23 protein-coding genes and 1 tRNA gene are annotated in these 22,763 nt (G+C 71.2%); 11 read left to right on the top strand and 13 right to left on the bottom strand.

Features of this window, described 5'->3' with window-relative positions:
• Positions 1–49 precede the first annotated feature (49 nt).
• Genes zwf through VGE38_RS06500 form a run of 3 tightly spaced genes read left to right on the top strand, consistent with a single transcriptional unit; the run spans position 50 to position 4,069 of the window.
• Positions 50–1,561 (top strand): glucose-6-phosphate dehydrogenase, encoded by a 1,512-nt coding sequence (gene zwf, locus VGE38_RS06510; protein ID WP_331141724.1) that lies wholly within the window; start codon positions 50–52, stop codon positions 1,559–1,561.
• The gene (edd, locus tag VGE38_RS06505) at positions 1,558–3,462 is read left to right on the top strand and encodes a phosphogluconate dehydratase (protein ID WP_331141723.1); all 1,905 of its coding nucleotides are present in this window, start codon (positions 1,558–1,560) and stop codon (positions 3,460–3,462) included. Before zwf ends, edd begins: the two co-directional genes overlap by 4 nt.
• The gene (locus VGE38_RS06500) at positions 3,452–4,069 is read left to right on the top strand and encodes a bifunctional 4-hydroxy-2-oxoglutarate aldolase/2-dehydro-3-deoxy-phosphogluconate aldolase (RefSeq protein ID WP_331141722.1); all 618 of its coding nucleotides are present in this window, start codon (positions 3,452–3,454) and stop codon (positions 4,067–4,069) included. The genes edd and VGE38_RS06500 overlap by 11 nt, the downstream gene beginning before the upstream one ends.
• A gap of 94 nt (positions 4,070–4,163) precedes the next feature.
• On the opposite strand, the gene VGE38_RS06495 is transcribed toward VGE38_RS06500, so the two are convergent.
• Together VGE38_RS06495 and VGE38_RS06490 are read right to left on the bottom strand one after the other, a co-directional pair.
• Positions 4,164–4,724: a DNA-3-methyladenine glycosylase I gene (locus VGE38_RS06495; protein WP_414690895.1), complete on the bottom strand. Its 561-nt coding sequence runs from the start codon at positions 4,722–4,724 to the stop codon at positions 4,164–4,166.
• 8 nt (positions 4,725–4,732) lie between these two features.
• Positions 4,733–5,731 (bottom strand): pirin family protein, encoded by a 999-nt coding sequence (locus VGE38_RS06490; RefSeq protein ID WP_331141720.1) that lies wholly within the window; start codon positions 5,729–5,731, stop codon positions 4,733–4,735.
• 60 nt (positions 5,732–5,791) lie between these two features.
• On the opposite strand from VGE38_RS06490, the gene VGE38_RS06485 reads away from it, so the two are divergent.
• The 5 genes from VGE38_RS06485 to VGE38_RS06465 all read left to right on the top strand — a co-directional run bounded on the left by VGE38_RS06485 (position 5,792) and on the right by VGE38_RS06465 (position 9,892).
• Positions 5,792–6,628 (top strand): hypothetical protein, encoded by an 837-nt coding sequence (locus tag VGE38_RS06485; protein WP_331141719.1) that lies wholly within the window; start codon positions 5,792–5,794, stop codon positions 6,626–6,628.
• Between the two features lie 83 nt (positions 6,629–6,711).
• Positions 6,712–7,944 (top strand): EAL domain-containing protein, encoded by a 1,233-nt coding sequence (locus tag VGE38_RS06480; RefSeq protein ID WP_331141718.1) that lies wholly within the window; start codon positions 6,712–6,714, stop codon positions 7,942–7,944.
• Positions 7,945–8,120: 176 nt separating this feature from the next.
• On the top strand, positions 8,121–8,504 hold the full coding sequence (locus VGE38_RS06475; protein WP_331141717.1) for a hypothetical protein: 384 nt from the start codon (positions 8,121–8,123) through the stop codon (positions 8,502–8,504).
• Positions 8,505–8,525: 21 nt separating this feature from the next.
• Positions 8,526–9,062, top strand: a complete 537-nt coding sequence (locus tag VGE38_RS06470; protein ID WP_331141716.1) for a hypothetical protein — start codon at positions 8,526–8,528, stop codon at positions 9,060–9,062.
• Positions 9,059–9,892, top strand: coding sequence for an HTTM domain-containing protein (locus VGE38_RS06465; RefSeq protein ID WP_331141715.1), 834 nt, complete (start codon positions 9,059–9,061; stop codon positions 9,890–9,892). Before VGE38_RS06470 ends, VGE38_RS06465 begins: the two co-directional genes overlap by 4 nt.
• A 67-nt stretch (positions 9,893–9,959) precedes the next feature.
• On the opposite strand, the gene VGE38_RS06460 is transcribed toward VGE38_RS06465, so the two are convergent.
• The 9 genes from VGE38_RS06460 to VGE38_RS06420 all read right to left on the bottom strand — a co-directional run bounded on the left by VGE38_RS06460 (position 9,960) and on the right by VGE38_RS06420 (position 17,582).
• Complete coding sequence (locus VGE38_RS06460; protein WP_331141714.1) at positions 9,960–10,880, bottom strand: alpha/beta hydrolase family protein; 921 nt, start codon at positions 10,878–10,880, stop codon at positions 9,960–9,962.
• Positions 10,881–10,947: 67 nt separating this feature from the next.
• On the bottom strand, positions 10,948–11,775 hold the full coding sequence (locus VGE38_RS06455; RefSeq protein ID WP_331141713.1) for a DUF6282 family protein: 828 nt from the start codon (positions 11,773–11,775) through the stop codon (positions 10,948–10,950).
• A gap of 1 nt (position 11,776) precedes the next feature.
• Complete coding sequence (locus VGE38_RS06450) at positions 11,777–12,616, bottom strand: carbon-nitrogen hydrolase family protein (protein WP_331141712.1); 840 nt, start codon at positions 12,614–12,616, stop codon at positions 11,777–11,779.
• Entirely contained in the window at positions 12,609–13,592 is a 984-nt protein-coding gene (locus VGE38_RS06445) for a glycine betaine ABC transporter substrate-binding protein (protein ID WP_331141711.1), read from the bottom strand. Before VGE38_RS06445 ends, VGE38_RS06450 begins: the two co-directional genes overlap by 8 nt.
• Positions 13,593–13,595: 3 nt before the next feature.
• Positions 13,596–14,354 (bottom strand): ABC transporter permease, encoded by a 759-nt coding sequence (locus tag VGE38_RS06440; protein WP_331141710.1) that lies wholly within the window; start codon positions 14,352–14,354, stop codon positions 13,596–13,598.
• Positions 14,351–15,337, bottom strand: coding sequence for an ABC transporter ATP-binding protein (locus VGE38_RS06435; RefSeq protein WP_331141709.1), 987 nt, complete (start codon positions 15,335–15,337; stop codon positions 14,351–14,353). Before VGE38_RS06435 ends, VGE38_RS06440 begins: the two co-directional genes overlap by 4 nt.
• Positions 15,330–15,977, bottom strand: a complete 648-nt coding sequence (locus VGE38_RS06430) for an ABC transporter permease (protein WP_331141708.1) — start codon at positions 15,975–15,977, stop codon at positions 15,330–15,332. Before VGE38_RS06430 ends, VGE38_RS06435 begins: the two co-directional genes overlap by 8 nt.
• A 108-nt stretch (positions 15,978–16,085) precedes the next feature.
• Positions 16,086–16,856, bottom strand: a complete 771-nt coding sequence (locus tag VGE38_RS06425; protein WP_331141707.1) for an IclR family transcriptional regulator — start codon at positions 16,854–16,856, stop codon at positions 16,086–16,088.
• A gap of 60 nt (positions 16,857–16,916) precedes the next feature.
• Entirely contained in the window at positions 16,917–17,582 is a 666-nt protein-coding gene (locus VGE38_RS06420; protein WP_331141706.1) for a GntR family transcriptional regulator, read from the bottom strand.
• 16 nt (positions 17,583–17,598) lie between these two features.
• Here VGE38_RS06420 and VGE38_RS06415 point away from each other — a divergent pair, with 16 nt between their 5' ends.
• Positions 17,599–20,424: an FAD-binding and (Fe-S)-binding domain-containing protein gene (locus tag VGE38_RS06415; protein ID WP_331141705.1), complete on the top strand. Its 2,826-nt coding sequence runs from the start codon at positions 17,599–17,601 to the stop codon at positions 20,422–20,424.
• Positions 20,425–20,444: 20 nt separating this feature from the next.
• Here the strand turns inward: VGE38_RS06415 and VGE38_RS06410 are convergent, their stop codons facing one another.
• Together VGE38_RS06410 and VGE38_RS06405 are read right to left on the bottom strand one after the other, a co-directional pair.
• On the bottom strand, positions 20,445–21,068 hold the full coding sequence (locus tag VGE38_RS06410; protein ID WP_331141704.1) for an antibiotic biosynthesis monooxygenase: 624 nt from the start codon (positions 21,066–21,068) through the stop codon (positions 20,445–20,447).
• Between the two features lie 244 nt (positions 21,069–21,312).
• Positions 21,313–21,393, bottom strand: a tRNA-Tyr gene (locus VGE38_RS06405).
• A 117-nt stretch (positions 21,394–21,510) separates the two neighbouring features.
• On the opposite strand from VGE38_RS06405, the gene VGE38_RS06400 reads away from it, so the two are divergent.
• Positions 21,511–22,002 (top strand): YajQ family cyclic di-GMP-binding protein, encoded by a 492-nt coding sequence (locus VGE38_RS06400; protein WP_331141703.1) that lies wholly within the window; start codon positions 21,511–21,513, stop codon positions 22,000–22,002.
• Positions 22,003–22,145: 143 nt separating this feature from the next.
• Positions 22,146–22,604 carry an RrF2 family transcriptional regulator gene (locus VGE38_RS06395; RefSeq protein ID WP_331141702.1) on the top strand — a complete coding sequence of 153 codons (459 nt, stop codon included), beginning with the start codon at positions 22,146–22,148 and terminating at the stop codon, positions 22,602–22,604.
• Positions 22,605–22,763 lie beyond the last annotated feature (159 nt).

Here is a 22,763-nt window from a genome sequence, read left to right as displayed (position 1 = left end):
GACGCAAGTACGGCTTGTAACGATCCAAAGAAGATGACAGCGTTGTGGCATGGCTTCTCCTTCCGCCACGGCCGTCCAGCTTCCCGAGAGCTGCGACTTCGTCGTCTTCGGCGGCACCGGCGACCTCGCCCTGCGCAAGCTGCTGCCCGCGCTCTACCACTGCGGCCGGGACGGCCGGCTGCCGGCGGACTGCCGGATCATCGGCGTCTCGCTGGCCGACCTCGACGACCAGGGGTACCGCGACGAGGTCGCCCGCGCGCTGGAGACCCACATCGTCGACGTGGGGGCCGAGCTGGACGCTGGCGTCCTGCGCCGCTTGCTCGGCCGGCTCCACCACGTCAGCCTCGACCTCACCGACCCGACCGGCTGGCACGCGCTGCACGGCCTGCTGAAGGACCGTCCCCACGTCGACGCCACCGTGCGGGTCCACTACCTCGCGGTCGCGCCGACGCTGTTCGGCACGATCTGCCGACGGCTGGCCGAGGGCGGGTTGACGGCCCACCCCGCCCGGGTCGTGCTCGAGAAGCCGATCGGCCACGACGTGGCCTCGGCGCGTGCGGTGAACGACGCGGTCGGCGAGGTCTTCGACGAGTCGCAGATCTTCCGGATCGACCACTACCTCGGCAAGGAGAGCGTGCAGAACCTGCTGGTCACGCGGTTCGCCAACACGCTGCTGGAGCCGGTCTGGAACTCGCACTGGATCGACCACGTCCAGATCACCGTCGCCGAGACGATCGGCGTCGGCAGTCGGGGTGGCTACTACGACCGCGCCGGCGCGCTGCGGGACATGGTGCAGAACCACCTGCTGCAGCTGCTGTGCCTGGTCGCGATGGAGCCGCCGATCCAGGTCGCCCAGGAGGACGTCCGCGACGAGAAGCTCAAGGTGCTCCAGGCGCTGCGGCCCATGACGGCGGCCGACGTCGACCGCGACACCGTGCGGGGCCGGTACGGCGCCGGCCTGGTCGAGGGCGAGCCGGTGCCGTCGTACGACCAGGAGGTCACCAGCGACAGCCTCACCGAGACCTTCGTCGCTCTGCGCACCGAGGTGCAGAACTGGCGGTGGGCCGGCGTGCCGTTCTACCTGCGCACCGGCAAGCGGATGGACCGTCGCTCCTCGGAGATCGTGGTGGTGTTCAAGGAGCCGCCGCACAATGTCTTCCCGCAGGCCGTGCCGCGCGGCGGCGTGACCGCACCGAACCGGCTGCACATCCAGGTCCAGCCCGACGAGGGCATGCGACTGCACCTGACCGCCAAGGAGCCGGGACCCGGCGGCTACCGGCTGCGGCCGGTGTCGCTGGACCTCAACTACGCCGCGGCGTTCGGGCAGCGCTCGCCGGACGCCTACGAGCGGCTGCTGATGGACGTGATGCGCGGCAACCCCACGCTGTTCATGCGACGTGACGAGGTCGAGGCCGCGTGGGCGTGGTGCGAGCCGATCCTGGCGCACTGGGCCGAGAGCGGCCTACCGCCCAAGCGCTACCCCGCCGGCGCCGCCGGCCCCACCGCCGCCTTCACGCTCATCGAGCGCGACGGCCGCTCCTGGCAGGAGACCGAACAGTGAGCACCCACCCCGTCATCCAGGCCGTCACCGACCGCCTGGTCGAGCGCAGCGCCCCCACCCGGGCGGCCTACCTCGCCCGGATCCGCACCGCCCGGGAGCAGGCGCTCACCGGGCCGGCCCGCGCCGGGCTGGCGTGCGGCAACCTCGCCCACGGCTTCGCCGCCGCCGAGCCGGAGGTCAAGCGCGAGCTGCAGGTGCTCGGCCGGCAGGCCAAGCCCAACGTCGCGATCGTGACCAGCTACAACGACATGCTCTCGGCCCACCAGCCGTACGGCGCCTACCCGCCGCTGCTCAAGCAGGCGGTGGTCCGCGCCGGCGGCCTGGCGCAGGTCGCCGGTGGCGTGCCCGCGATGTGCGACGGCATCACCCAGGGCCGCGACGGCATGCAGCTCTCGCTGTTCAGCCGCGACGTCATCGCGATGTCCGCGGCCGTCGCGCTCTCCCACGACATGTTCGACGGCGTCCTCATGCTCGGGGTGTGCGACAAGATCGTGCCCGGCCTGATGATCGGCGCGCTGTCGTTCGGCCACCTGCCGACCGTGTTCGTCCCGGCCGGCCCCATGCGCTCGGGCCTGCCGAACGGCGAGAAGGCCCGCGTGCGGCAGCGGTACGCCGAGGGCAGGGCCGACCGCGAGGAGCTGCTGGCAGCCGAGGCGGCGTCGTACCACTCCGCCGGCACCTGCACCTTCTACGGCACCGCCAACTCCAACCAGCTGGTGATGGAGGTGCTCGGGCTGCACCTGCCGGGCGCGTCGTTCACCAACCCCGACACCGACCTGCGCGACGCGCTGAGCCGCGCGGCGGCGGCCCGGGTCACCGAGCTGGCGCTGGCGCAGGAGGCGGTCCCGATCGGGGAGCTCGTCGACGAGAGGGCGGTCGTCAACGCCTGCGTCGCGCTGCTCGCCAGCGGCGGCTCCACCAACCACACCCTGCACCTGGTCGCCATCGCCCGGGCGGCGGGCATCGCGCTGACCTGGGCGGACTTCGCCGACCTCTCGGCCGCGGTTCCGCTGCTGGCGCGGATCTATCCCAACGGCGAGGCCGACGTGAACCACTTCCACGCCGCGGGCGGCGTGGGCTTCCTGGTCCGGACCCTGCTGTCAGCGGGGCTGCTGCACGAGGACGTGCTGACGGTGATGGGGCGCGGGCTCTCGCGCTACATGACCGAGCCGCGACTGGCCTCCGAGCCGGGGGCCGGACTCGGCGCCACCGCGACCCAGCCGGGAGTGGTGTGGGTGGACGGCCCCGCCATGTCGGGTGACCTCGAGGTGCTGCGGCCCGTGGAGGCTCCCTTCTCCCCCGACGGCGGGCTGCGGGTGCTGCACGGGCCGCTCGGGACCGCCGTCATCAAGACCTCGGCGGTCAAGCCCCAACATCAGGTCGTCACGGCGCCGGCGCTGGTCTTCGACGACCAGGCCGACCTGCTGGCCGCCTTCGCCGACGGCGCGCTCGACGGTCGCGACTTCGTGGCCGTGGTGCGCTACCAGGGGCCGGCCGCGAACGGGATGCCCGAGCTGCACAAGCTCACCCCGGCCCTCGGCGCGCTGCAGGACCGTGGCCAACGGGTCGCGATCGTCACCGACGGCCGGATGTCGGGCGCGTCCGGAAAGGTGCCCGCCGCCATCCACGTCACCCCCGAGGCCGCCCTGGGTGGTCCGCTGGCGCGGGTGCGCTCGGGCGACGTCGTGACGGTGGACGCGGTGGCGGGCACGCTGTCGATCGCCGTGGACCCGGCCGAGCTCGACCGCCGGCCGTCGACCGGCCGCGCGCCGCTCGGCGGAGAGTGGACCGGCACGGGTCGGGAGCTGTTCGCCGCGTTCCGTGCCAGTGTGGGGTCCGCCGACACCGGCGCGTCCGTCTTTCCCCTCATCGCGGCCCAGGAGGCCCCCGTTGTCGCGTGACCTGCTCTCACTGTCCCCGGTCATCCCGGTCGTGGTCGTCGATGCCGTCGACCAGGCCGTGCCACTCGCCCGCGCGCTCGCGGCCGGCGGGATCGGCATCGTCGAGCTGACGCTGCGCACCGAGGCCGGCCTCGACGCGATCCGCGCCATCGCCGCCGAGGTGCCCGAGGTCGTCGTCGGCGCCGGCACCGTGACCACGCCGGCCCGCGCGCGGCAGGCGGCGCAGGCGGGCGCGCAGTTCCTCGTCTCCCCCGGCGCGACGCCGTCGCTGCTGGCCGCGATGGGCGACACCGGGCTGCCGTTCCTGCCCGGCACGGCCACCGTGTCGGAGGCCCTCGCCGTCCTGGAGGCGGGCTACAGCGAGATGAAGTTCTTCCCGGCCGAGGCCTCGGGCGGGACCGGCTATCTCGGGTCGCTCACCACGGTCCTCCCCGACGCCCGGTTCTGCCCCACCGGCGGGATCGGCCTGGGCACCGCGCCGGCGTACCTCGCCCTGCCGAACGTCGGCTGCGTCGGCGGCTCCTGGCTGACCCCCCGCGACGCCCTGGCCTCCGGCGACTGGGACCGCATCACCGCGCTCGCCGCCGAGGCGGCCGCGCTGCGCTGAGCGCCTGTTCAGCAAGGTATGCAGACGGAACTGCACTCCCCGGGCGGAACTCCGCACGGGGAGTGCGCATTCGGCTGCATACCTTGACGAACAGTCAGCCGGCGCCGTGCCGGAAGCACCCCGGCGGGTGCGGGTCGAAGAGCCCGATCGCCTGCATGAGGGCGAACATCGTCGTCGGACCGACGAAGACGAACCCCTGCTTCTTGAGCGCCTTGGAGAGGGCGACCGACTCCGCTGACACGGTGGCGCCGTACGCCGGCGCCGACTCCGGCGCGAAGCCGAGGACGAACTCCTCCAACCCACCGGCGTCACGCAGCGCGACGGTGGCGCGGGCGTTGGTGACCGCGGCCGCGACCTTGAGGCGGTTGCGCACGATCCGCGCGTCCTGCATCAGCCGTGCCTGGTCCGCGTCGGTGAACGCCGCGACGGCGTCGGCGTCGAAGCCGCGGAACACCTCGCGAAACGCCGGCCGCTTGGCCAGGATCGTCGACCACGACAGCCCCGACTGGAACGCCTCCAGCGTGAGCCGCTCCAGGTGGGCCGCCTCGCCGTGGACGCGCTCGCCCCACTCGGTGTCGTGGTAGTCGCGCATCGGGCCTGGACCGCCGGCCCACGGGCAGCGCCCGACGCCGTCCTCACCGAGGACGGGACTCATCACGGGGGTCACTGACGTGGCCTCAGCCGGGCGTTGGGCAGGGGCGGTGCCGGGATCGGCGGCAGGTGGTCGCCGACGACGACCCCGAACCGGCCGGCGGCCACCTGCTGGGAGTCGGGCACGAGCCCGCCGTCGGCGCCGGTGATCTGCGCCTGCCACGCGTCGCGGTAGCCGACGATCTCGTCGTGGTCGCGGCCGATGAAGTTCCACCACATCACGATCGACTCCCCGAACGGCGGCCCGCCGAGCAGCAGCAGCCGCGTCCACTCCGGGCCGGCCGTCAGCGTGAGCGACGTGGCGCCGGGCGGCAGGTACCCGAGCCGGTCCCGCGGGACCGTGACGCCGTCGGCGGTCACGGAGCCGGCGTCGACCAGGACGCCGTGCTCGAAGGACGCATCCACGTCGAAGGTCATCGTCGCGCCGGCCTCGAGCAGGATCTCGACACCGAGCAGGGGCGTGAAGGTCGCCACCGGCGAGGTGTCGCCCAGCAGCGAGCCGAGGAAGACCCGCGCCTCCCAGCCCGGTCCGGTGACCGCCGTCGGCGCGTGGTGCGCGAAGCCCGGTGCGGTGTCGCGATGGGCCGCGGGCAGCGCGACCCACAGCTGGGCACCGTGCAGCACCGGGTGGTCGTCGCAGGAGATCTCGGAGTGGCTGATGCCGTGCCCGCCCGTCATCAGGTTGACCTCGCCCGGGCGGACCATGGCGTGGTTGCCGGCGCTGTCGCGGTGCTCGATCTGGCCGGTGAACAGCCACGACACCGTCTGCAGCCCGGTATGGGGGTGCGGCGCGACCTTCATGCCACCCGTCTCGGCGACGTCGTCGGGGCCGTAGTGGTCGACGAAGCACCAGGCGCCGATCAGGGAGCGCCCGCGCGAGGGGAGGGTACGGCGTACGGTCATCGCCCGCGGCCCGCCCAACGGGACGTCGCGCGGGTCGATCACCTGCGCGACGCCGCCGTCGCGGTCGGCGCAGGTCACCTCGGCGGGACGGGTCTCGGTGTTGCTCACAGGACCATTGTCCCCCGTGTCCCGCTGTCAGGGCGCTGTCGCAGGCGCTACGTTGCCGCCATGTCGACGACACCGCCGGACGGGCCCGACTCGCCCGAGACCCCGGAGACCCCGAGCTCGCCCCCGACTCCGCCGGGCTACGGCACCCCCTACGGCGGCTACGGCACGCCTCCGCCGCCCCCGCCGCCGGCCGGTTTCGGCGGTCCGCAGAGCCAGCCGTGGAGCCTGGGTGATGCGCTGAGCTACGGCTGGACGAAGTTCACGGCCAACCTCGGCCAGATCCTCGTCGCCGCCATCGTGTTCCTGCTCGGCGTGGCGATCGCCCTGGGCATCGCGGTCGCCCTCGTGAGCGCGCTCACGACGAGCAGCACGCTCAACCTGGAGACCGGCGAGATCGAGGGCGGCAGCAACTTCCTCACCCGCACGCTCGCCCAGACGCTGGCAGGCTTCGTGGTGTCCTGCGTCGTCTGGATCCTGGGAGCCGTGATCGTGCGCGGCGCCCTGGACGTCGCGGACGGTCGGCCGCTCGAGTTCGGCAGCCTCTTCTCCCGTCTGAACCTGGGCAACGTCGTCGTCGCGTCCGTGCTCGTCGCCGTGCTGGTCGCCGTCGGGACGGCGCTCTGCTACATCCCCGGCATCATCGTCGGATTCCTGGCTTCGTACACGCTCTACTTCCTGATCGACCAGGACCTCTCGGCGGTCGACGCCATCAAGGCATCGTTCACCTTCACCAAGGAGCACCTCGGCGAGACCATCGTCTGGTACATCGTCGGCGGCATCGTGGCGATGGTCGGCTTCTGCCTGTGCGGCGTCGGTGCACTGGTCTCCGTGCCGGTCGTAGTGCTCGGCACCGCCTACACCTACAAGAAGCTGACGGGCCAGCCGGTCGCAGCCTGAGCGCACCCGTCCGGGTGGTCTGACGGAATCCTTTACGCGCCGGCTCCCTCAGCTCGGGCGGTCGGTCGCCGTACGGTCCTGGTATGCCGCTCATCGCGCTCAGGGACTCGAGGTCGACGTCAGCCGGGCGACCCGGCAAGGGCAGCATGCGCTGGTACCTGGCCTACTCGCAGGCCGACCCCTTCTTGGCCCTGGGGGCGATCGCGCTCGCGCTCGGCGGCGCGTGGGCGGCGTGCCTCCTGATGGGCGGGTCGCGCACCCCGGGACCGCACCTGTTCTACGTCGCCATCGCGCTGGCCGCCGTACGTTTCACCTGGCCGGCCGCGGTCGTGACGGCGTGCGCCGCGGGCCTGTTGGCGGGACCCTTGCTGCCCGCCGACGTCTCGGCACAGCTGGCGCAACAGCCCAGCTCCTGGCTGCTGCGCATGGCGATCTTCACCGCCATCGGGGTGTTCATCGCGCTCCTCGTGAGAACCCCCGAGATCACGCTTCGGAGTCGACTCGGCGACGCGGTCGCCTCCGCGCGACTGTTGCGTGCCATCAACAACGGTGACATCGACGTCTTCTACCAGCCGATCTACCGGCTGTCCGGCGACTCCGATCGCCATGGCGACACCGATCACCATGGCGACGAGCTCGTGGCGGTCGAGGCGCTGGCGCGCTGGCGGCGCTCACCCGACCGGTACGCCAGCGCCGCCAGCTTCATCCCGATGGCCGAGAGGACGGGAGCGATCACCCGGCTGGACGAGTACGTGCTGGGTCGGGCGGTCGCGACCGCGCGGGGGTGGACGGCGGTGGCACCGTCGCTCGCGGTCTCCGTCAACCTCTCGGCCACGACGCTGATGCAGACAGGCATCGTCGCGACGATCACCCGTGTCCTACAGGACGAGGGCTTCCCGCCGGAGCGGCTGCAGCTGGAGCTCACGGAGTCGGCGCTCATCCACGACGTGCCGGCCGCCATCCAGCAGGTCGAGGCGCTGCGCGCGCTGGGGATCCGCGTGGCGATCGACGACTTCGGATCCGGTCAGGCCTCGCTCAACTACCTCCAGCACTTCCCCGTCGACGTGGTCAAGCTCGATCGCAGCATCGTGACGGCCGCGACGCTCGACGACCGCAGCCGATGCCTGCTCAGGGGCGTCCTCCAGCTGTGCGACCTGCTCAGCCTCGCGGTCGTCGCCGAGGGGGTCGAGTTCGAGGACCAGCTCGCGCTCCTCCGCGAGGTCGGAGTGCCGATGGCGCAGGGATTCCTGCTGGGCAACCCGACGACCGCAGACGCGATCGACGCCACCCTCAGCGGGTCGTCGCAGGTCAGGTAGGCCGTCGGCAGGTGCCCCTCACGAAGGCGGACGGCGGCCGGACCACCCGGTTGCCGCCCGGCGCGCCGTTCGCCGGCAGATGCTCCATTCAGGGGATGCCAGTCACCTGAGGCGTTCGTAACTTGTCCCTATCGACCGTGATTGCGGCCGAGCACCACTCGGGAGGAGTTCGGATCATGGAGGATGAATCACGCACGTCGGTGTCGCTCTCCAGGGCTGAGTTGCAGTACCTGGATGCTCTGATCGCGCTGGAGGAGGAAGCCCGCTCCGGCCGGCGTGAGGAGGTCGTGGTGTTCGAGCCGACGGAGCCGTTGGGGATCTGGGTCGGCATCGGGAAGTGGGCCTGGAAGCACCGCAAGAAGCTGGTCGCGCTGGTCACGGCGGCGACCGACCTCGTCGGACTCGACGCCAAGTCACGGGCCATGGCGGAGCGCGTCATGGCCGATGAGCTGGACGCCTCGGGCGAGGCCGGAGGAGACGGCGAGACGACGCTGGAGGAGCTGCTCGCGCTCCGCGAGGCGGTGACGAGGGCACAAGAGGCGCAAGGGTCCGCCGACTAGCCGGCAGCGACCGAGCGGACCGTGGACGTCGCCTTGGCCTGCATCTTCGGCGCTTGGCTCGCACTGTCGGTGATCGGACAGTTCCAAGCGCCGAAGACGGACGCGCTCCGCCGGTACGACGTGCTGCAGCTGCTGCCCATCTGGACCTTCTTCGCTCCGAACCCCGGCAGCAGCGACTACCACGTGATCGTGCGCGATCGATGTGGCGACGGGACGCTGACCGAGTGGCGGGACGCCATGCCGATACCAGCCCAAACGGTCACCAGCTGGCTCTGGAATCCCAAGAAGCGCCAGCAGAAGGTCCTCGTCGATGCGGTGTCCTCGCTGGCGGAGCTGTGCGCACCCAGCAGCCAGCGAGGCATTCCGCCTGAGAGAAGGGGCCGGGTCCTGCTCATCACCAGCCCGTATCTCGTCGTGCTCAACATGGTGGTCCATTGCGTCGAGCACGCACCGGGCGCCGCCACGTCCCAGTTCGCGCTCGTCGAGCGCAGCAGCTTCGGCCAGGCGGCGAACCCGACCGTTCTCCTGCTGTCGCCGTTCCATCGGCTCGGTCCGTGATGGAGCCGCCGGCACTCGACCTCGTCGAGGTCACCCGGGTCGTCATCTGGATACATGTCGTGTCCGTGGTCGTCGCCACGCTCGAGTATCTGAGGGTGAGCGCCGACTTCGGTGAGCGCGGCGCTTTCGCATGGAGCGTCTTCCGCACGGCACGTGGCGGGTCGCGGCTCCCGCCGGCACTGCGTCGCATCCAGGCGGCGCTGTTCCGCCGTACGGGCTCGGTGGTCCTGCTGGCGGTCCAGGTCGCCGCCGTCCTCGCCGCCGCGCTTCTTCCCATGCGGACGATGGGACAGTGGCTGGCACTGCTCGTCTCGAGCACGTGCCTGGGCCTGCTCGCCTTCCGGCAGCGCTACGGGGAGGACGGAGCCGACCAGATGAACCTCATCGTGTCGGTGGCGCTCGTGTTGACGGTCGGCCCGTTCCAGTCCGACACCGCGCTGCGGATCGGCCTCGCGTTCATCGCAGCTCAGCTGGTGCTGTCGTATGCGAGCGCAGGGATCGCCAAGGTGGTCTCCCCCGTCTGGCGCAGCGGGCGCGCCGTCGGCCTCGTCGTGGATACCGCGACCTACGGGAGCCGACAGGCAGGCGCGGTCCTCCGGCGATGGCCGGGGCTCGGCTACCTGCTGACGTGGGCGGTGATCGTGTTCGAGGTGTCGTTCGTGGCGATGGTGTTCCTCCCCTGGCCCTGGGTGATGGTGCCGCTGGCCGTGGGCGCGACGTTCCATGCGTCCATCGCGTTGGTGATGGGCCTGAACAACTTCCTGCCCGCCTTCCTCAGTACCTATCCCGCGATGCTGTACTCGTCGCTGCTCGTGACGAGCCAGCTCTGAACAGCCCTAGGGGCTGCGCCGGACGGGGCCGGGCCCTGGCCGTGGGGACCAGGGCCCGGCCTCGACGTCACTCCGAGCGCAGCGGACTGGGGTGGGCGCTCTTCTCGAACGCGTCGGTGAGGAACGCGTCGACCTGCGTGATGAGCTCGACGAAGACGGGGTGGTCGCCGTACATGAAGTCGTTGTGGCGGCCGGCGATCTTGTAGTACGTCTTCGGGGACTTGGCCGCGGCGTAGAGCGCGTCGGCCTCGGCGATCGGGTGCAGGGTGTTGTTCACGCCGTGGCCGATGAACAGCGGGATGCCGTCCAGGTGCGGCACGACGCGCTCCACCTTGAGGTCCATGATCGACTCGGTGAACTGCAGGCGGGTCGGGTGGCCGAAGCCGTAGACGCTCTCCAGCTCGGCGCCGACGTAGTCCTTGGTGGCCGGGTCGAGGGGGTAGTGCTCGAAGGTGTCGGCCAGCTTGGACTCGCCCTTGGTGGCGCGCTGCAGGCGGTCGACCTCGATCTCGTCGACGATGCGCGTCCACTCGTCGTAGGTGTGGATGGACTGGAGCCAGCGGACGCCGTCGTAGAAGCCGTTGAGCGCGACCGTGGCGGCGACCTGCTTGGACCGCTCGGCGGCGAGGACGACGTTCGCGGCGCCCATGCCCCAGCCGATGAGGGCCAGACGGTCGTTGTCGACGTCGTCCTGGGCGCGCGCGAACGAGATCGCGTGGCGGATGTCGGAGACCTGCTCCTCGATGAGGACCCGGCCCTTCTCACCCTCGCTGTCGGCCATGCCGCGGTAGTCGAAGCCGATGCAGATGTAGCCGAGCTCGGTGAGCGAGGCGGCGAACATCTTCGGGTAGAACTCGTTGAACCCCTGGTAGCCGGAGTTGACGATGACGGTGGGGTGGGGGCCGTCGCCCTGCAGGTCGTCGGGGCGGTAGATGCTCGCCTCGAGGCGCAGGCCGTCGCTGTAGAAGTGGGTCTTGGTCTCGTTCATGGTGCGTTTCCTTGGGTCTGTCGGGCTTCGAGTGCTGAAGGCGGGGCGTCGGTCGTCGAGGTTCGCGTCACCTCGCGAGGAACAGGTCGGTGGGGGCGTCCTGGGCCGCCGCCTCGAGCCAGCCGCGGTCCAGCCCCTCGCCCGCCAACGCGTCGATGAGCTGGCCGAGGGCCTCGGGCGGCGCGGGCGAGTCCGGCTGGCCGGCGTCGGAGGACAGGATGAGCCGATCGCCGGCGGCCTCCGCGACCTTGGCGAGGAACGCGGGCGTGCACCCCGGCTGGTGGAGGAGCTGGAAGGCGGTGATCTCGATGTACCCGCCGCCGGCCGCGAGCTCGGCGACGAGCGCGGGGTCCATGCCGGGCACGGTGTACGACGGGTGCGTGAAGAGCAGCCGCCGGATCCCGTGGTGGGCCGCACGGTCCCGGATCCAGCGGCACTCCTCAGGGCCGATGTGACCGGTGGCCAGGACGGCGTCGTGGTCGGCGACCAGCGCCAGGACGAGGTCGGTGGCCTCCGCTGCGGAGGGGTCCACGGGAGGGACGGCGTAGGTGTGCTCGCCCACCCGCGGCTCCACGTGACACAGCCTCGGCAGGCCCGCGGCGTGCTGCGTGTGCGAGTCCGCGGTCGGCAGCCACACGACCCGACCTCCCGCGGAGAGCGCGGCCGCCACGGCGCCGGGGTTCACCCCACCGCAGTGCTGGTTCAGCGCGATGCCACCGAGCACCGGCTTGCCCAGGCGCTTGCTGGCCAGATGCGCCCGGGCGACGGTCGACTCGTAGTGGGCCTTGAGGACGAAGCCGTCGAAGTCGGCCGCCCCGTAGGCGTCGACCACGACGACGTCGTCGCCGAAGCGGTCGACGATGTCCGGCCCGGCGTGGACGTGGGAGTCGAACATGTCAGCGTTCGTCCTCCCCCAGACGCGCCACGGTCCGGGCGATGAGGCCCTCGCGGGTCTCCTGCAGCAGCGGCCACTGACGGCGTACGCGTCGCAGCTCGGCGAGGTCGAGCTCGACGTCGAGGGCGCCGGCCTCCTCGCCGAGCTCGCCCAGGACGTCACCGGTGGGACCGAACACCTTGGACCCACCCCAGAAGTGCTGGCCGCTCTCGTCGCCCGCGCGGTTCACGAACACGACGAAGGACTGCAGTGCCACGGCGGCGTGCCGCAGGATCACGTCCCAGGCGGTCGAGGTGGGGGTGCCGATGTCGCTGACCACGCTGTTGGCGGGGACGACGAGCACCTCCGCCCCGTCGTGTGCCGCCGCCCAGGGCAGCGGGGGCTGCCAGGCGTCGTTGCAGATCAGGGTCGCGGTGCGGGTGCCGGCGACGTCCTCGACGTCCAGGCGACCTCCCGGCCGGAAGTGCTTGCGCTCCTCCCAGGCCCGGTAGTTCGGGAGGAACAGCTTGCGCTGGACCCGTACGCCGTCGGCGGTCACCAGCGCGGCGCTGTTGTACCGGTGGTGGGAGGACCTCTCCGCGAACCCGACGACCACGGCGGGGCCGTGACCGCCCAGCGCAGCGAGCCGGGCGTCGTCGGCGGCGAGGTCGTCAGGCACCTCGTCGAGGTGGCCGAGGTGGTACCCGTGCGTCGCGAGCTCCGGTGTGACCACCAGGTCGCACGACGACGCCTGGGCGACCTGCTCGCCCAGCCGCTGCAGGTTCCCGTCGACGTCACCGAGGACGGGGTCGGTCTGCAGCAGCCGGACGAGCAGGCGGTCGGAGGGGACCGACTCAGTCACCGACGAAGCCCTTCTCGACCAGCCAGTCGGTCGCGACCTGCTCCGGGGTCTCGCCGTCGGCGTCGACCTTGGCGTTGAGCGACTGCAGCGTCTCGTCGGTGAGCGCCTCGGAGATCGGGGCGAGCACATCGGCGACCTTCGGGTTCTCCTCCAGGACGGCGTCGCGAACGTTCGCCGACGGGTTGTACGGCGTGAAGAACTGCTGGTCGTCCTCCAGCTGCGTCAGCCCCAGCGCGGCGATCCGGCCGTCGGTGGCGAACACCTCGCCGAAGACGCAGGGCGCGCCCTTGTCGACGGAGTTGTACACGACACCGGCCGCGACCTCGGAGGTGCTCTTCGAGGGCAGGCTGAAGCCGTAGGCCTCCTGCAGGCCCGGCCAGCCGTCGTCACGGGCGAGGAACTCGGCCGCGGCGCAGAACGTCGCCTGGGACGGGTCCTTCCTGACCAGCTCGGCGTAGTCGGACAGCGTCGTCACACCGAGCTTCTCGGCGTTCTCGTTCGACGTGGCGACCGCGTAGGTGTTGTTGGCGGGCGCCGGCTCCAGCCAGGTGATGCCGTTCTCGGCCTTGTCGCGCTCGGCGACCGCGGCGTACAGCTCGGCCGGGTCCGACAGCGGCTCGGTCTCACCGAGGTGGGTGATCCAGCCGGTGCCGGTGTACTCCCAGTACACGTCGACCTTGCCGCTGACGAGCGCGGAGCGGACGGTGTTGGAGCCCGACATCCCGCACTGGCGCTTCACCTCGGCGCCCGTGGACTCCAGCGCCTGGGCGGTGAGCTCACACAGGATGAGCTGCTCGGTGAACTCCTTGCCGGCGACGGTCACCGACACGCCGTCCAGCTCGTCGGCGGCGCCGAGCGATCCGGAGCTGACCCCGCTGGACTGTTCCTCGCCCAGCGAACACGCGCTGAGTGTCGCCAGTGCGGCCCCGAGTGCGACGACCCCGGAGACCCGTCGCAGGCGTTGGTTCTTCGTCATTCTTCAGATTCCCTTCGGACTCAACGTGCGCTCCGCGATTCCCGCCAGCCAGTCGACGAGCAGGGCGAGAGCGATGGTCAGGACGCAGCCGACCGAGAGGATGGGCATGCGGTACGTCGCGATGCCTCCCTCGATCAGATCTCCTAGGCCTCCTGCGTTGGTGTAGGTCGCGAGGGTCGCTACACCGACGTTCAAGATGAGTGCCACCCGGATGCCCGCGAGCATCACCGGCACTGCGAGCGGAAGCTCGACGGTCCACAGCACGCGCAGGGGCCCCATGCCCATGCCGCGTGCGGCGTCGACCACGAACGGGTCGACCTGCTGGAGCCCGACGAGTGTGTTCCGCAGGATGGGAAGCAGCGCGTACAGCACGAGCGCGACGACGGCCATCTTGAAGCCCACGCCCACGGCGATGGCCAGCAGGACGAGGATCCCGACCGAAGGGATGGCCTGGCCGGCGTTCGCGACGAGGAGGATGGGCGGCCGGACGAACCGGGCCCAGCGTCGGCTCAGCGCGATGCCGAGCGGCGCTCCGATCGCGATGACGGCGACGGTCGAGACGAGGACCAGCCGGACGTGCTCCCAGAGCTTCTCGAGCAGGTTCGACGGCTCCAGCGCCCGCGCCTCGATCGAGTCGAGGTCGGCGACCGACACGTACGCCGCGGTCCCGGCCACCAGCAGCACGACGATGGCGGGGAGCACCCAGCGGCTGGCCGAGCGCCCGTCGTCGACGGGGACCTGCGTGACCGCGACGGTGCTCACGCGGACGCTCCTGGGTCCTGCCGGGGCGAGCTCGCGAACAGGATGTCCTGGGCGAGCACCCGCTTGGAGCCGACCTCGACGATGGGGAGGTCGTGGGTGAGCATCCGGTCGATCACCGCGGAGAGGGTCTCCCCCGCGTCGGCGGTCAGCGCGGGACCGGTGTCCTCGGTCGGCTTGGCGCGCTCCACCACCTCGCCGATCGTGATCAGCGACAGCCGCCGGATCGCCGCGCGCTCGCCGATGAAGGAGCGCACGAAGTCGTCCGCGGGGCGGCTCAGGATCTCGCGCGGGGTGTCGAACTGCGCCAGCCGGGACCCCTCGGCGAAGATTGCGATGCGGTCTCCGAGCTTGAGCGCCTCGTCGATGTCGTGGGTGACGAACACGATCGTCTTGCGGATCCGCTCCTGGAGGTCGAGGAACTCGTCCTGGAGGCGATCACGGGCGATGGGGTCGATGGCGCCGAACGGCTCGTCCATCAGCATCAGCGGCGGGTCGGCGGCGAGGGCCCGAGCCACGCCGACCCGCTGCTGCTGTCCACCGGAGAGCTGCTTGGGGTAGCGCGAGCGGAAGGTGGTGGGCGCCAGGCCGACCAGCTCGAGCAGCTCGTCGACCCGCGCTGCGGTCTTGCGCTTGTCCCAGCCCAGCATGGAGGGGACGAGCGAGATGTTCTGCGCGATGGTCATGTGCGGCAGCAGGCCGACCTGCTGGATGACGTAGCCGATGTGGCGGCGCAGCTCGTCGGGGTCGACGTGGGTGACGTTCTTGCCGTCGATCCAGATCTCGCCGGCGGTGGGCTCGATGAGGCGGTTGATCATCCGCAGGGTGGTGGTCTTGCCGCAGCCCGAGGGGCCGACGAAGACGACGAACTCACCGCGCTTGATGTCCATCGACAGCGGCCGGACGGCGTCCTGTTCGGTGTTCGGGTAGCGCTTGGCGACGTCGACCAGACGGATCATGGTCTCTGGCGTTGCGTGGTCAGACATGAAGACCTCTCGAGGTGGTGAGCTTGCCGATGACGACGAAGAGCAGATCGAGGACGGCGGCGACCGCGGCGATGGCGATGACTCCGCTCAGGGCCTCGTTCATCGCGTTCGCGCCGCCGATGCGGGAGAGCCCGCGGAAGATCAGCTCGCCCAGGCCCGGGCCGTTGACCGCGGCGCCGATGGCGGCCGTGGCCACGACCATGATCGTGGCCACCCGGAAGCCGTTGAGGATCACCGGCCACGCCAGCGGCAGGCGCACGAGGAACAGCCGGCGAGCCGAGCTCATCCCCATCCCCCGGGCGGCGTCGACCACGCTGGGGTCGACGCCCTCGAGGCCCGTGACGGCGTTACGGGCGATGGGGAAGACGGCGTACGTCGTGAGCGCCAGGATCGTGGGTGCCACGCCCAGCCCGAGGATCGGGATGAGGAGCGCGAACAGCGCGAACGACGGGATGGTCAGCAGGGTGCCGCTGATCGAGAGCATGGCCGAGCGGGCGCGCGGCAGCCGCTCGGTGGCCGCGACGAGACCGAGGCTCACGGCGCCGGCCAGCAGGACGGAGATGAGCACGAGCTGCACGTGCTGCATGGCCAGGAACGAGATCCGTGACCAGTTCTCCGAGACGTAGGTGAAGAACTCCATGGGGCCTTCCTCCGGGCAGGCTGAGACGAGCGGACGCTGTTCGCTGCTCGTGCACGGCGTCGCTCGGGCGGGGAGCGTGGGTGGTGGGGGGTATCGGTGAGGGCGGTGTCAGGACGGGGGCGCCTCGAGTGCCTTCCCGAGGTACTTGGTCGCCGCGAGGATCTGTTGGACGGCTTCGTCCATGCGGCCCTCGAGCCGGAAGCTCGGTGCGGAGACGTTGATCGCTGCGACGATGCGTCCGGCTCCGTCGCGGATGGGTGCGGCGACGGCGGAGAGTCCGTGCTCGAACTCGTCGACCACTTGAGCGTACCCGGCGTCGCGAGCGGCCAGGACCCTGCGGACGAACTCCTCCGCCGTCCTCGACGCGTTGGGGCCGCCGGCGACGGCGGGCGTGGAGTCGAACAGGTCCGCGAGCTCCTCGGGGCTGTGGTCGAACAGCAGCGCCCGGCCCGAAGACGAGGTGACGATGGGCGCCAGACGCCCGACCCAGCTGGCGGCCTGCAGGGTGTGCTCGGACCCCTCGGTCATGATCGTGAGCACCGAGCCGTTGCGTCGCAACGAGAGGTGGACCCGCTCGTTGAGCCGCGTCGCCAGGGTGCGCATCACGCGTGGCGCGACCTGGAGCAGCCGCTGGTCGCCGGCGCGTGCGGCGAGGGCGTACAGCCGCCACCCGAGCCGGTGGAGGTTCTGCTCGTCCTTGTCCACCAGCCCCAGCTCGACCAGCGACTTGAGCTGCCGGGAGATCACCGAGTGATCCCGGTCGACGGCCCTGGCCAGCTCGCCGACCGTCATGCCGGCGGAGGACCCGCTGGCGTGGGCGGACAGCGCATCCAGGACGGCGATGAGCCGTCCTGCGGATGTGACCTGCGCCTCAGACATGACGAAGATGATGCAGGTCACCTTCGTTCTCTGCAAAACCGATGTGCACAGAATGCACGACTAGTTTTCGCGGCCCTCGACGACCTCGTCCCACAGTGCCACGAGCTCCGGGTCACCCACCGGGAGGGATGCTGCGCGCGCCATCAGCAGCAGCCCCGTGGAGGTGAGATGGCGGCGCATCGCGTCCTCCGCCGCCTCGCGCGACCCCTCCGCGACGGCGTCGACGACAGCGGCGTGCTCGGCGCAGATCGCCTCCGGCGTACGGCCGGTGGGGTCGCCGAGCAGCGCCGTGGTCTCGCGCAGGCCCGCCACGATCCGGGCGGCACGAGCGTTGCCGGCGTCGACGAGGATCGTGTGGTGCAGCAGCCGGTCCGCGGCCCAGAAGTCCGCGGGCGAGGATGCGGAGGACATCGCCGCCATCGCTGCCCGCAGGTCCGGCAGGGACGCGGCCGGGACGCGCCCGGCCGCCGGCACCTCCAGCGCCAGGCGCACCGCGAAGATCTCGGCCAGGTCGCGCGCGGCCGGGAGCAGCACGCGGAACCCGCGGTTGCGGACGATCTCGACCAGCCCGGCCTCGGCCAGTCGCAGCATCGCCTCGCGCACGGGGCTGCGCGAGACGCCGAGCAGGTCGGAGAGCTGGTAGACGGAGTAGATCGTCCCCGGGACGTACCGGCGCTCGCGGATCCCGGCTCTCACCTCGGCGGCTACGTCGTCGGCCATCGTCATGAGTAACATGTTACTCATGCAGGTGACCGACGCACTCAGAAGAGCCGGCCTCGAGGTCCGCGATGACGCGGGCACGAAGGCGATGTACGCCTCCGACGCCTCGCTCTACCGGATCCCGCCGGTGGCGGTCGTGCGACCCCGGCACGTCGATGAGGTCGCCCGAACGCTCGAGATCGCCCGCGAGCACGGCGTACCCCTCACCTCCCGCGGCGGTGGCACCTCCATCGCCGGGAACGCCATCGGGCGCGGCATCGTGCTGGACTTCAGCCGCCACCTCAACCGGGTGCTGCACGTGGACCCGGAGGCCCGCACGGCGGTCGTCGAGCCCGGCACCGTCCACGCCGTGCTGCAGAAGGCCGCCCTGCCCCACGGTGTCCGGTTCGGCCCCGATCCCTCGAGCCACCCCCGCTGCACGATCGGCGGCATGATCGGCAACAACGCGTGCGGCAACCGGGCGCTCGGCTACGGCCGCACCTCCGACAACGTGCTGGCCATGACGCACCTGCTCGCCTCCGGCGAGACCCTCACGACGGGCTACGACGACGGCCGGCCGTTCGCCCACGGCGCCGATGGCGTCGTCGCCGCGCTCCAGCAGACGGCCGGGCGTCACCTGCAGACCGCCCGCACCGAGTTCGACCTGTTCGGGCGCCAGCTCAGCGGCTACTCCGTGCAGCACGTGCTGCCCGAGCGCTTCGACCTCGGCCAGCTCCTCGTCGGCTCCGAGGGCACCCTCGGCGTGCTGACCGAGGCGACCGTCCGGCTGGTCAAGGACCCCGACCACCGCGTCGTGGTCGCGATCGGGTTCGAGGACATCGTGGCGGCCGGCGACGCCGCCCCCACCGTGGTCACCTACCGGCCCACCGCCTGCGAGGGCATGGACGACCGCCTGGTCCAGGTGCTGCGGAGCCGTCGCGGCGACTCCGCCATCCCACCGATGCCCCGGGGCGGGGCGTGGCTGTTCGTGGAGATCGCCGGCGACGACCGCACCGAGGTCCTCGACCGCGCGACGGCGCTGAGCCGCGCGGGCCTCGGGCTCGAGGCGCAGGTGATCGAGGACCCGGCCACCCAGGCCCGGCTGTGGCGGATCCGTGAGGACGGCGCCGGGCTCGCCGGCCGTGCCCCGAGCGGCCGGCCGGCCTGGCCCGGACTCGAGGACGCCGCCGTACCCCCCGAGCGGCTCGGCGCCTACCTGGCCCGGTTCGACGAGCTGGTCTCCCACCACGGCATGACGAGCGCGCCCTACGGCCACTTCGGTGACGGCTGCATGCACGTCCGGCTCGACTACCCGCTCGACCGTCCCGACGGGCTGACCGTGCTGCGCCGCTTCCTCACCGACGCGGCGGCGCTGGTGGGCGAGTTCGGCGGGTCGATCTCGGGCGAGCACGGGGACGGCCGGGCGCGCGGTGAGCTGCTGCCACTGATGTACAGCCCGGACGCGATCGCCCTGTTCGGCGAGATCAAGCACGCCTTCGACCCCACCAACCTGCTCAACCCCGGCGTCCTGGTCGACCCCGACTCGTTCGACGCCGACGTGCGCGCCGCCGGCGTGAGCTACCGCAAGAACCTCGCGTTCGCCTACGAGCACGACCGCGGCGACATCGCCGAGGCGGTCCACCGCTGCACCGGCGTCGGGAAGTGCCGGGCCGACAACAGCGCGTCCGGCGGCGTGATGTGCCCGTCGTACCTCGCCACCCGGGAGGAGAAGGACTCCACCCGGGGCCGTGCCCGCGTGCTGCAGGACGTCGTACGAGGTGCGCTGGACTGGAAGGACCCGGCGGTCCACGACGCGCTCGACCTGTGCCTGTCGTGCAAGGGATGCGCGTCGGACTGCCCCACCGGCATCGACATGGCGACCTACAAGTCCGAGGCGCTGCACCAGACCTACCGACGCCGCCTGCGCCCGCGCTCGCACTACACGCTCGGCTGGCTGCCGCGGTGGGCCCGTCTCGCGGGTCGCACGCCGCGCCTCGCGAACCTCATGACGCGCGTGCCCGGCCTGCGCCGGATCGCGCTGCTGCTCGCCGGCGTCGACCACCGCCGGTCCGTGCCCGCCTTCGCGCGTACGTCGTTCCGGCGCTGGTTCGACCGGTCCCAGGATGCGTCCCAGGGTGCCGTCGACCCGGCCAGGAAGCCGGTCATCCTCTTCGTCGACTCCTTCTCCGACGCCTTCTCCCCCGCGGTCGCGGAGGCCACCGTGCAGGTGCTGCGCAGCGCCGGTTACGAGCCCACGCTGCCCGAGGCCGGCACCTGCTGTGGGCTGACATGGATCACCACCGGCCAGCTCGACGCCGCGAAGCGGATCCTCGGCCGGACCGTCACCCAGCTCGCCGCGGCCGCGCGCGACGGGGTGCCGATCGTCGGGATCGAGCCCTCCTGCACCGCCGTACTGCGCTCCGATGCGATCGAGCTGTTCGGCGGCACCGAGCATGCGACCGACGCCCACCTGGTCGCCGCGAGCACACGCACGCTGGCGGAGCTGCTCGCCGAGACCGACGGGTGGACCCCGCCCGACCTCGCCGGGCAGACCGTGATCGCCCAGCCGCATTGCCACCACCACGCCGTCCTGGGGTGGCACGCCGACAAGGCCCTGCTCGAGCGCACCGGCGCCACGGTGACCACGCTGGCCGGCTGCTGCGGACTGGCCGGCAACTTCGGCGTCGAGATCGGCCACTACGACGTCTCGGTCAAGGTCGCCGAGCAGAACCTGCTGCCCGCCCTGGACGCCGCCCCGGACGCACTGGTGCTGGCCGACGGCTTCTCCTGCCGTACGCAGGTCGCCGACCTCCGGGAGCGCCCGTCGGTCCATCTGGCGCAGCTCCTGGCTGGGGCAACGCGGACGTAGGGCGGGACAGCGGGCGGCCCTCAGGCCATCTCGGGAACGTGCAGGTGCGCGAAGGCCATCTCCATCTCGTCGACGCGGTCGACCGTGGCGCCGAGCTCGGTGGCGACGCGCTCGCGGATGGTCCGGGCGTCGCCCCTGGTGGCATCCATGGCCTCCCGGCTGTCGAACACCACGGTGCCGACGACCCGACCGGCGTCACGGTCGATCATCAGGCTGGCGCTGCAGAACCCGTCCATCTCCCGCAGCCGTGGGAGAACAGCCATCCGGTAGGTGTCGATCGCCTGATCCGCCGTCGTCGGGTCGCCGCTGAGCCAGGTCAGACGCGCGCAGGCGCCCTGGGGCGTGGCATGGTCGCGGTGTACGACGGCGACCTCCCACTGGTGCACCTCGCTGCCGCTGCTGTCCAGGCTCTCCTCCGCACGACTGCGGAGCGGCATGACCTTGTCGGCGGTGGCCATCATGGCCTCCTCGGACTGCCACGCAGTGGTCGCGATGGCACGACCGGACTCGCGGTTCACGAGCAACGACATCCCGACGCAGCCGTCCATCTCGGACACGGCAGGGAAGATCTCATTGCTGACGACGGCGATGCCGTCGTCGACCCGGGCTGGATCTGCCTGGACTTCGGTAGTGCGCACGAACATGACCCGTCACCTCTCAGCTCGCGGCAGCGTCCCGGCGGCGCTGCCCCTCGAATCACGTTCCGCCCGTCGAGGGGAGGCGTCAATGCACAAGGTTGGGGACGCGAGCTCGTGTGCCTGGGGGTCCTGACGACGGCCCTGGCAGACGCAGGGGCGGGCTTGCTCCTACGGCCTGGACGCGGCCGCACAGACGAGAAGAGGCCCTGACCGGCGTTTCCGCTGGTCAGGGCCCCTCTTGTTACTCCGGTGGCAGGTGAAGGATTCGAACCTTCGAAGCTTTCGCGACGGATTTACAGTCCGCTCCCATTGGCCGCTCGGGCAACCTGCCTGGAGTGCCGCACCCCCGCTTGGAGGGAGGCGCAACGGAACGGAAGAATAGCGCAGGCACCAGTCGTCACGAAAACCGCCGGCGCCGCCGACGGACCCAGGCGTTGAGGAGAAGCACATGGCCGACAGCTCGTTCGACATCGTCAGCAAGTTCGACCGGCAGGAGGTCGACAACGCCCTGGGGCAGACCGCGCGCGAGATCGCGACGCGCTTCGACTTCAAGGGCACCGGCGCGACCATCGAGTGGCAGGGCGAGAACGCCATCGAGATCACGGCCTCCGCCGACGACCGTGCCAACGCGGTGCTCGACGTCTTCAAGGGCAAACTGATCAAGCGTGACCAGAGCCTGAAGATCCTGGACGCCTCCGAGCCGCGCCAGTCCGGCCAGCAGAGCAAGATCACGATCGCGCTCAAGGAGGGCATCTCCTCGGAGGACGCCAAGAAGGTCGCGAAGCTGATCCGCGACGAGGGCCCCAAGGGCGTCAAGGCACAGATCCAGGGCGACGAGCTGCGGGTCTCCTCCAAGAGCCGCGACGACCTGCAGGCCGTGCAGCGCCTGGTCAAGGAGCAGGACTTCGAGTTCGCGGTGCAGTTCACCAACTACCGCTGACCCCCGGCATCCCCGGGCACCTGACGCTGCCAACCGCCCTGCGGCGTGTCGCGTTGAGGACGTCAGGTGCCCGGTTCGGGAAGCCACGGGCCGTAGTCGCGTACGTCGACATTTCTGGTCGAGTCGTCTGACAGACTGGTCTCGTGCGAGTCTCCGCGAAGTCCGACTACGCCCTGCGCGCCCTCATCGAGATGGCCGTCCGCGTCGAGGACCGGGCGGTCAGCGCCGAGGAGCTGGGGCGGCTGCAGGACATCCCGCACGGCTTCCTGCAGGCGATCCTGGCCGACCTGCGCAAGGCCGGCATCGTGATCTCCCAGCGCGGTCAGTCCGGTGGCTGGAAACTGGCCCGGCCGGCGTCCGGGGTGTCCGTCGCCGACGTCATCCGCGCGGTGGACGGTCCGCTGGTGTCGGTCTACGGGCTGCGCCCGGAGTCGGTGAGCTACAACGAGCGCGCCGACGTACTCCAGCACGTCTGGATCGCGGCGCGCGACTCGCTGCGCGAGGTCTTCGAGTTCGTCTCGATCGAGCAGCTCGCCAGCCGCGAGCTCCCCGACAACGTCACCACCCGTACGGCGCGCGACGACGCCTGGCAGCCGCACTGATCGATGGCCGGCGGGCGACCCAGCCGATGGCGCCGCCGCCGCAAAGTGTCACCGTGACAGTTCGCGCTGAGAGTGACACTTCAAAGCGTCACCCCTGACGCCAACTGTCACGGTGACAGTTTGAAGTGTCACCGTGACAGTTTGCGAGGAGACAGGCGA

This window comes from Nocardioides sp. (assembly GCF_036405735.1).
In the GTDB taxonomy this organism is placed as follows: domain Bacteria; phylum Actinomycetota; class Actinomycetes; order Propionibacteriales; family Nocardioidaceae; genus Nocardioides.
Note: the sequence above shows the minus strand (reverse complement) of the source record. Positions and strands in the feature narration are given on the sequence as shown.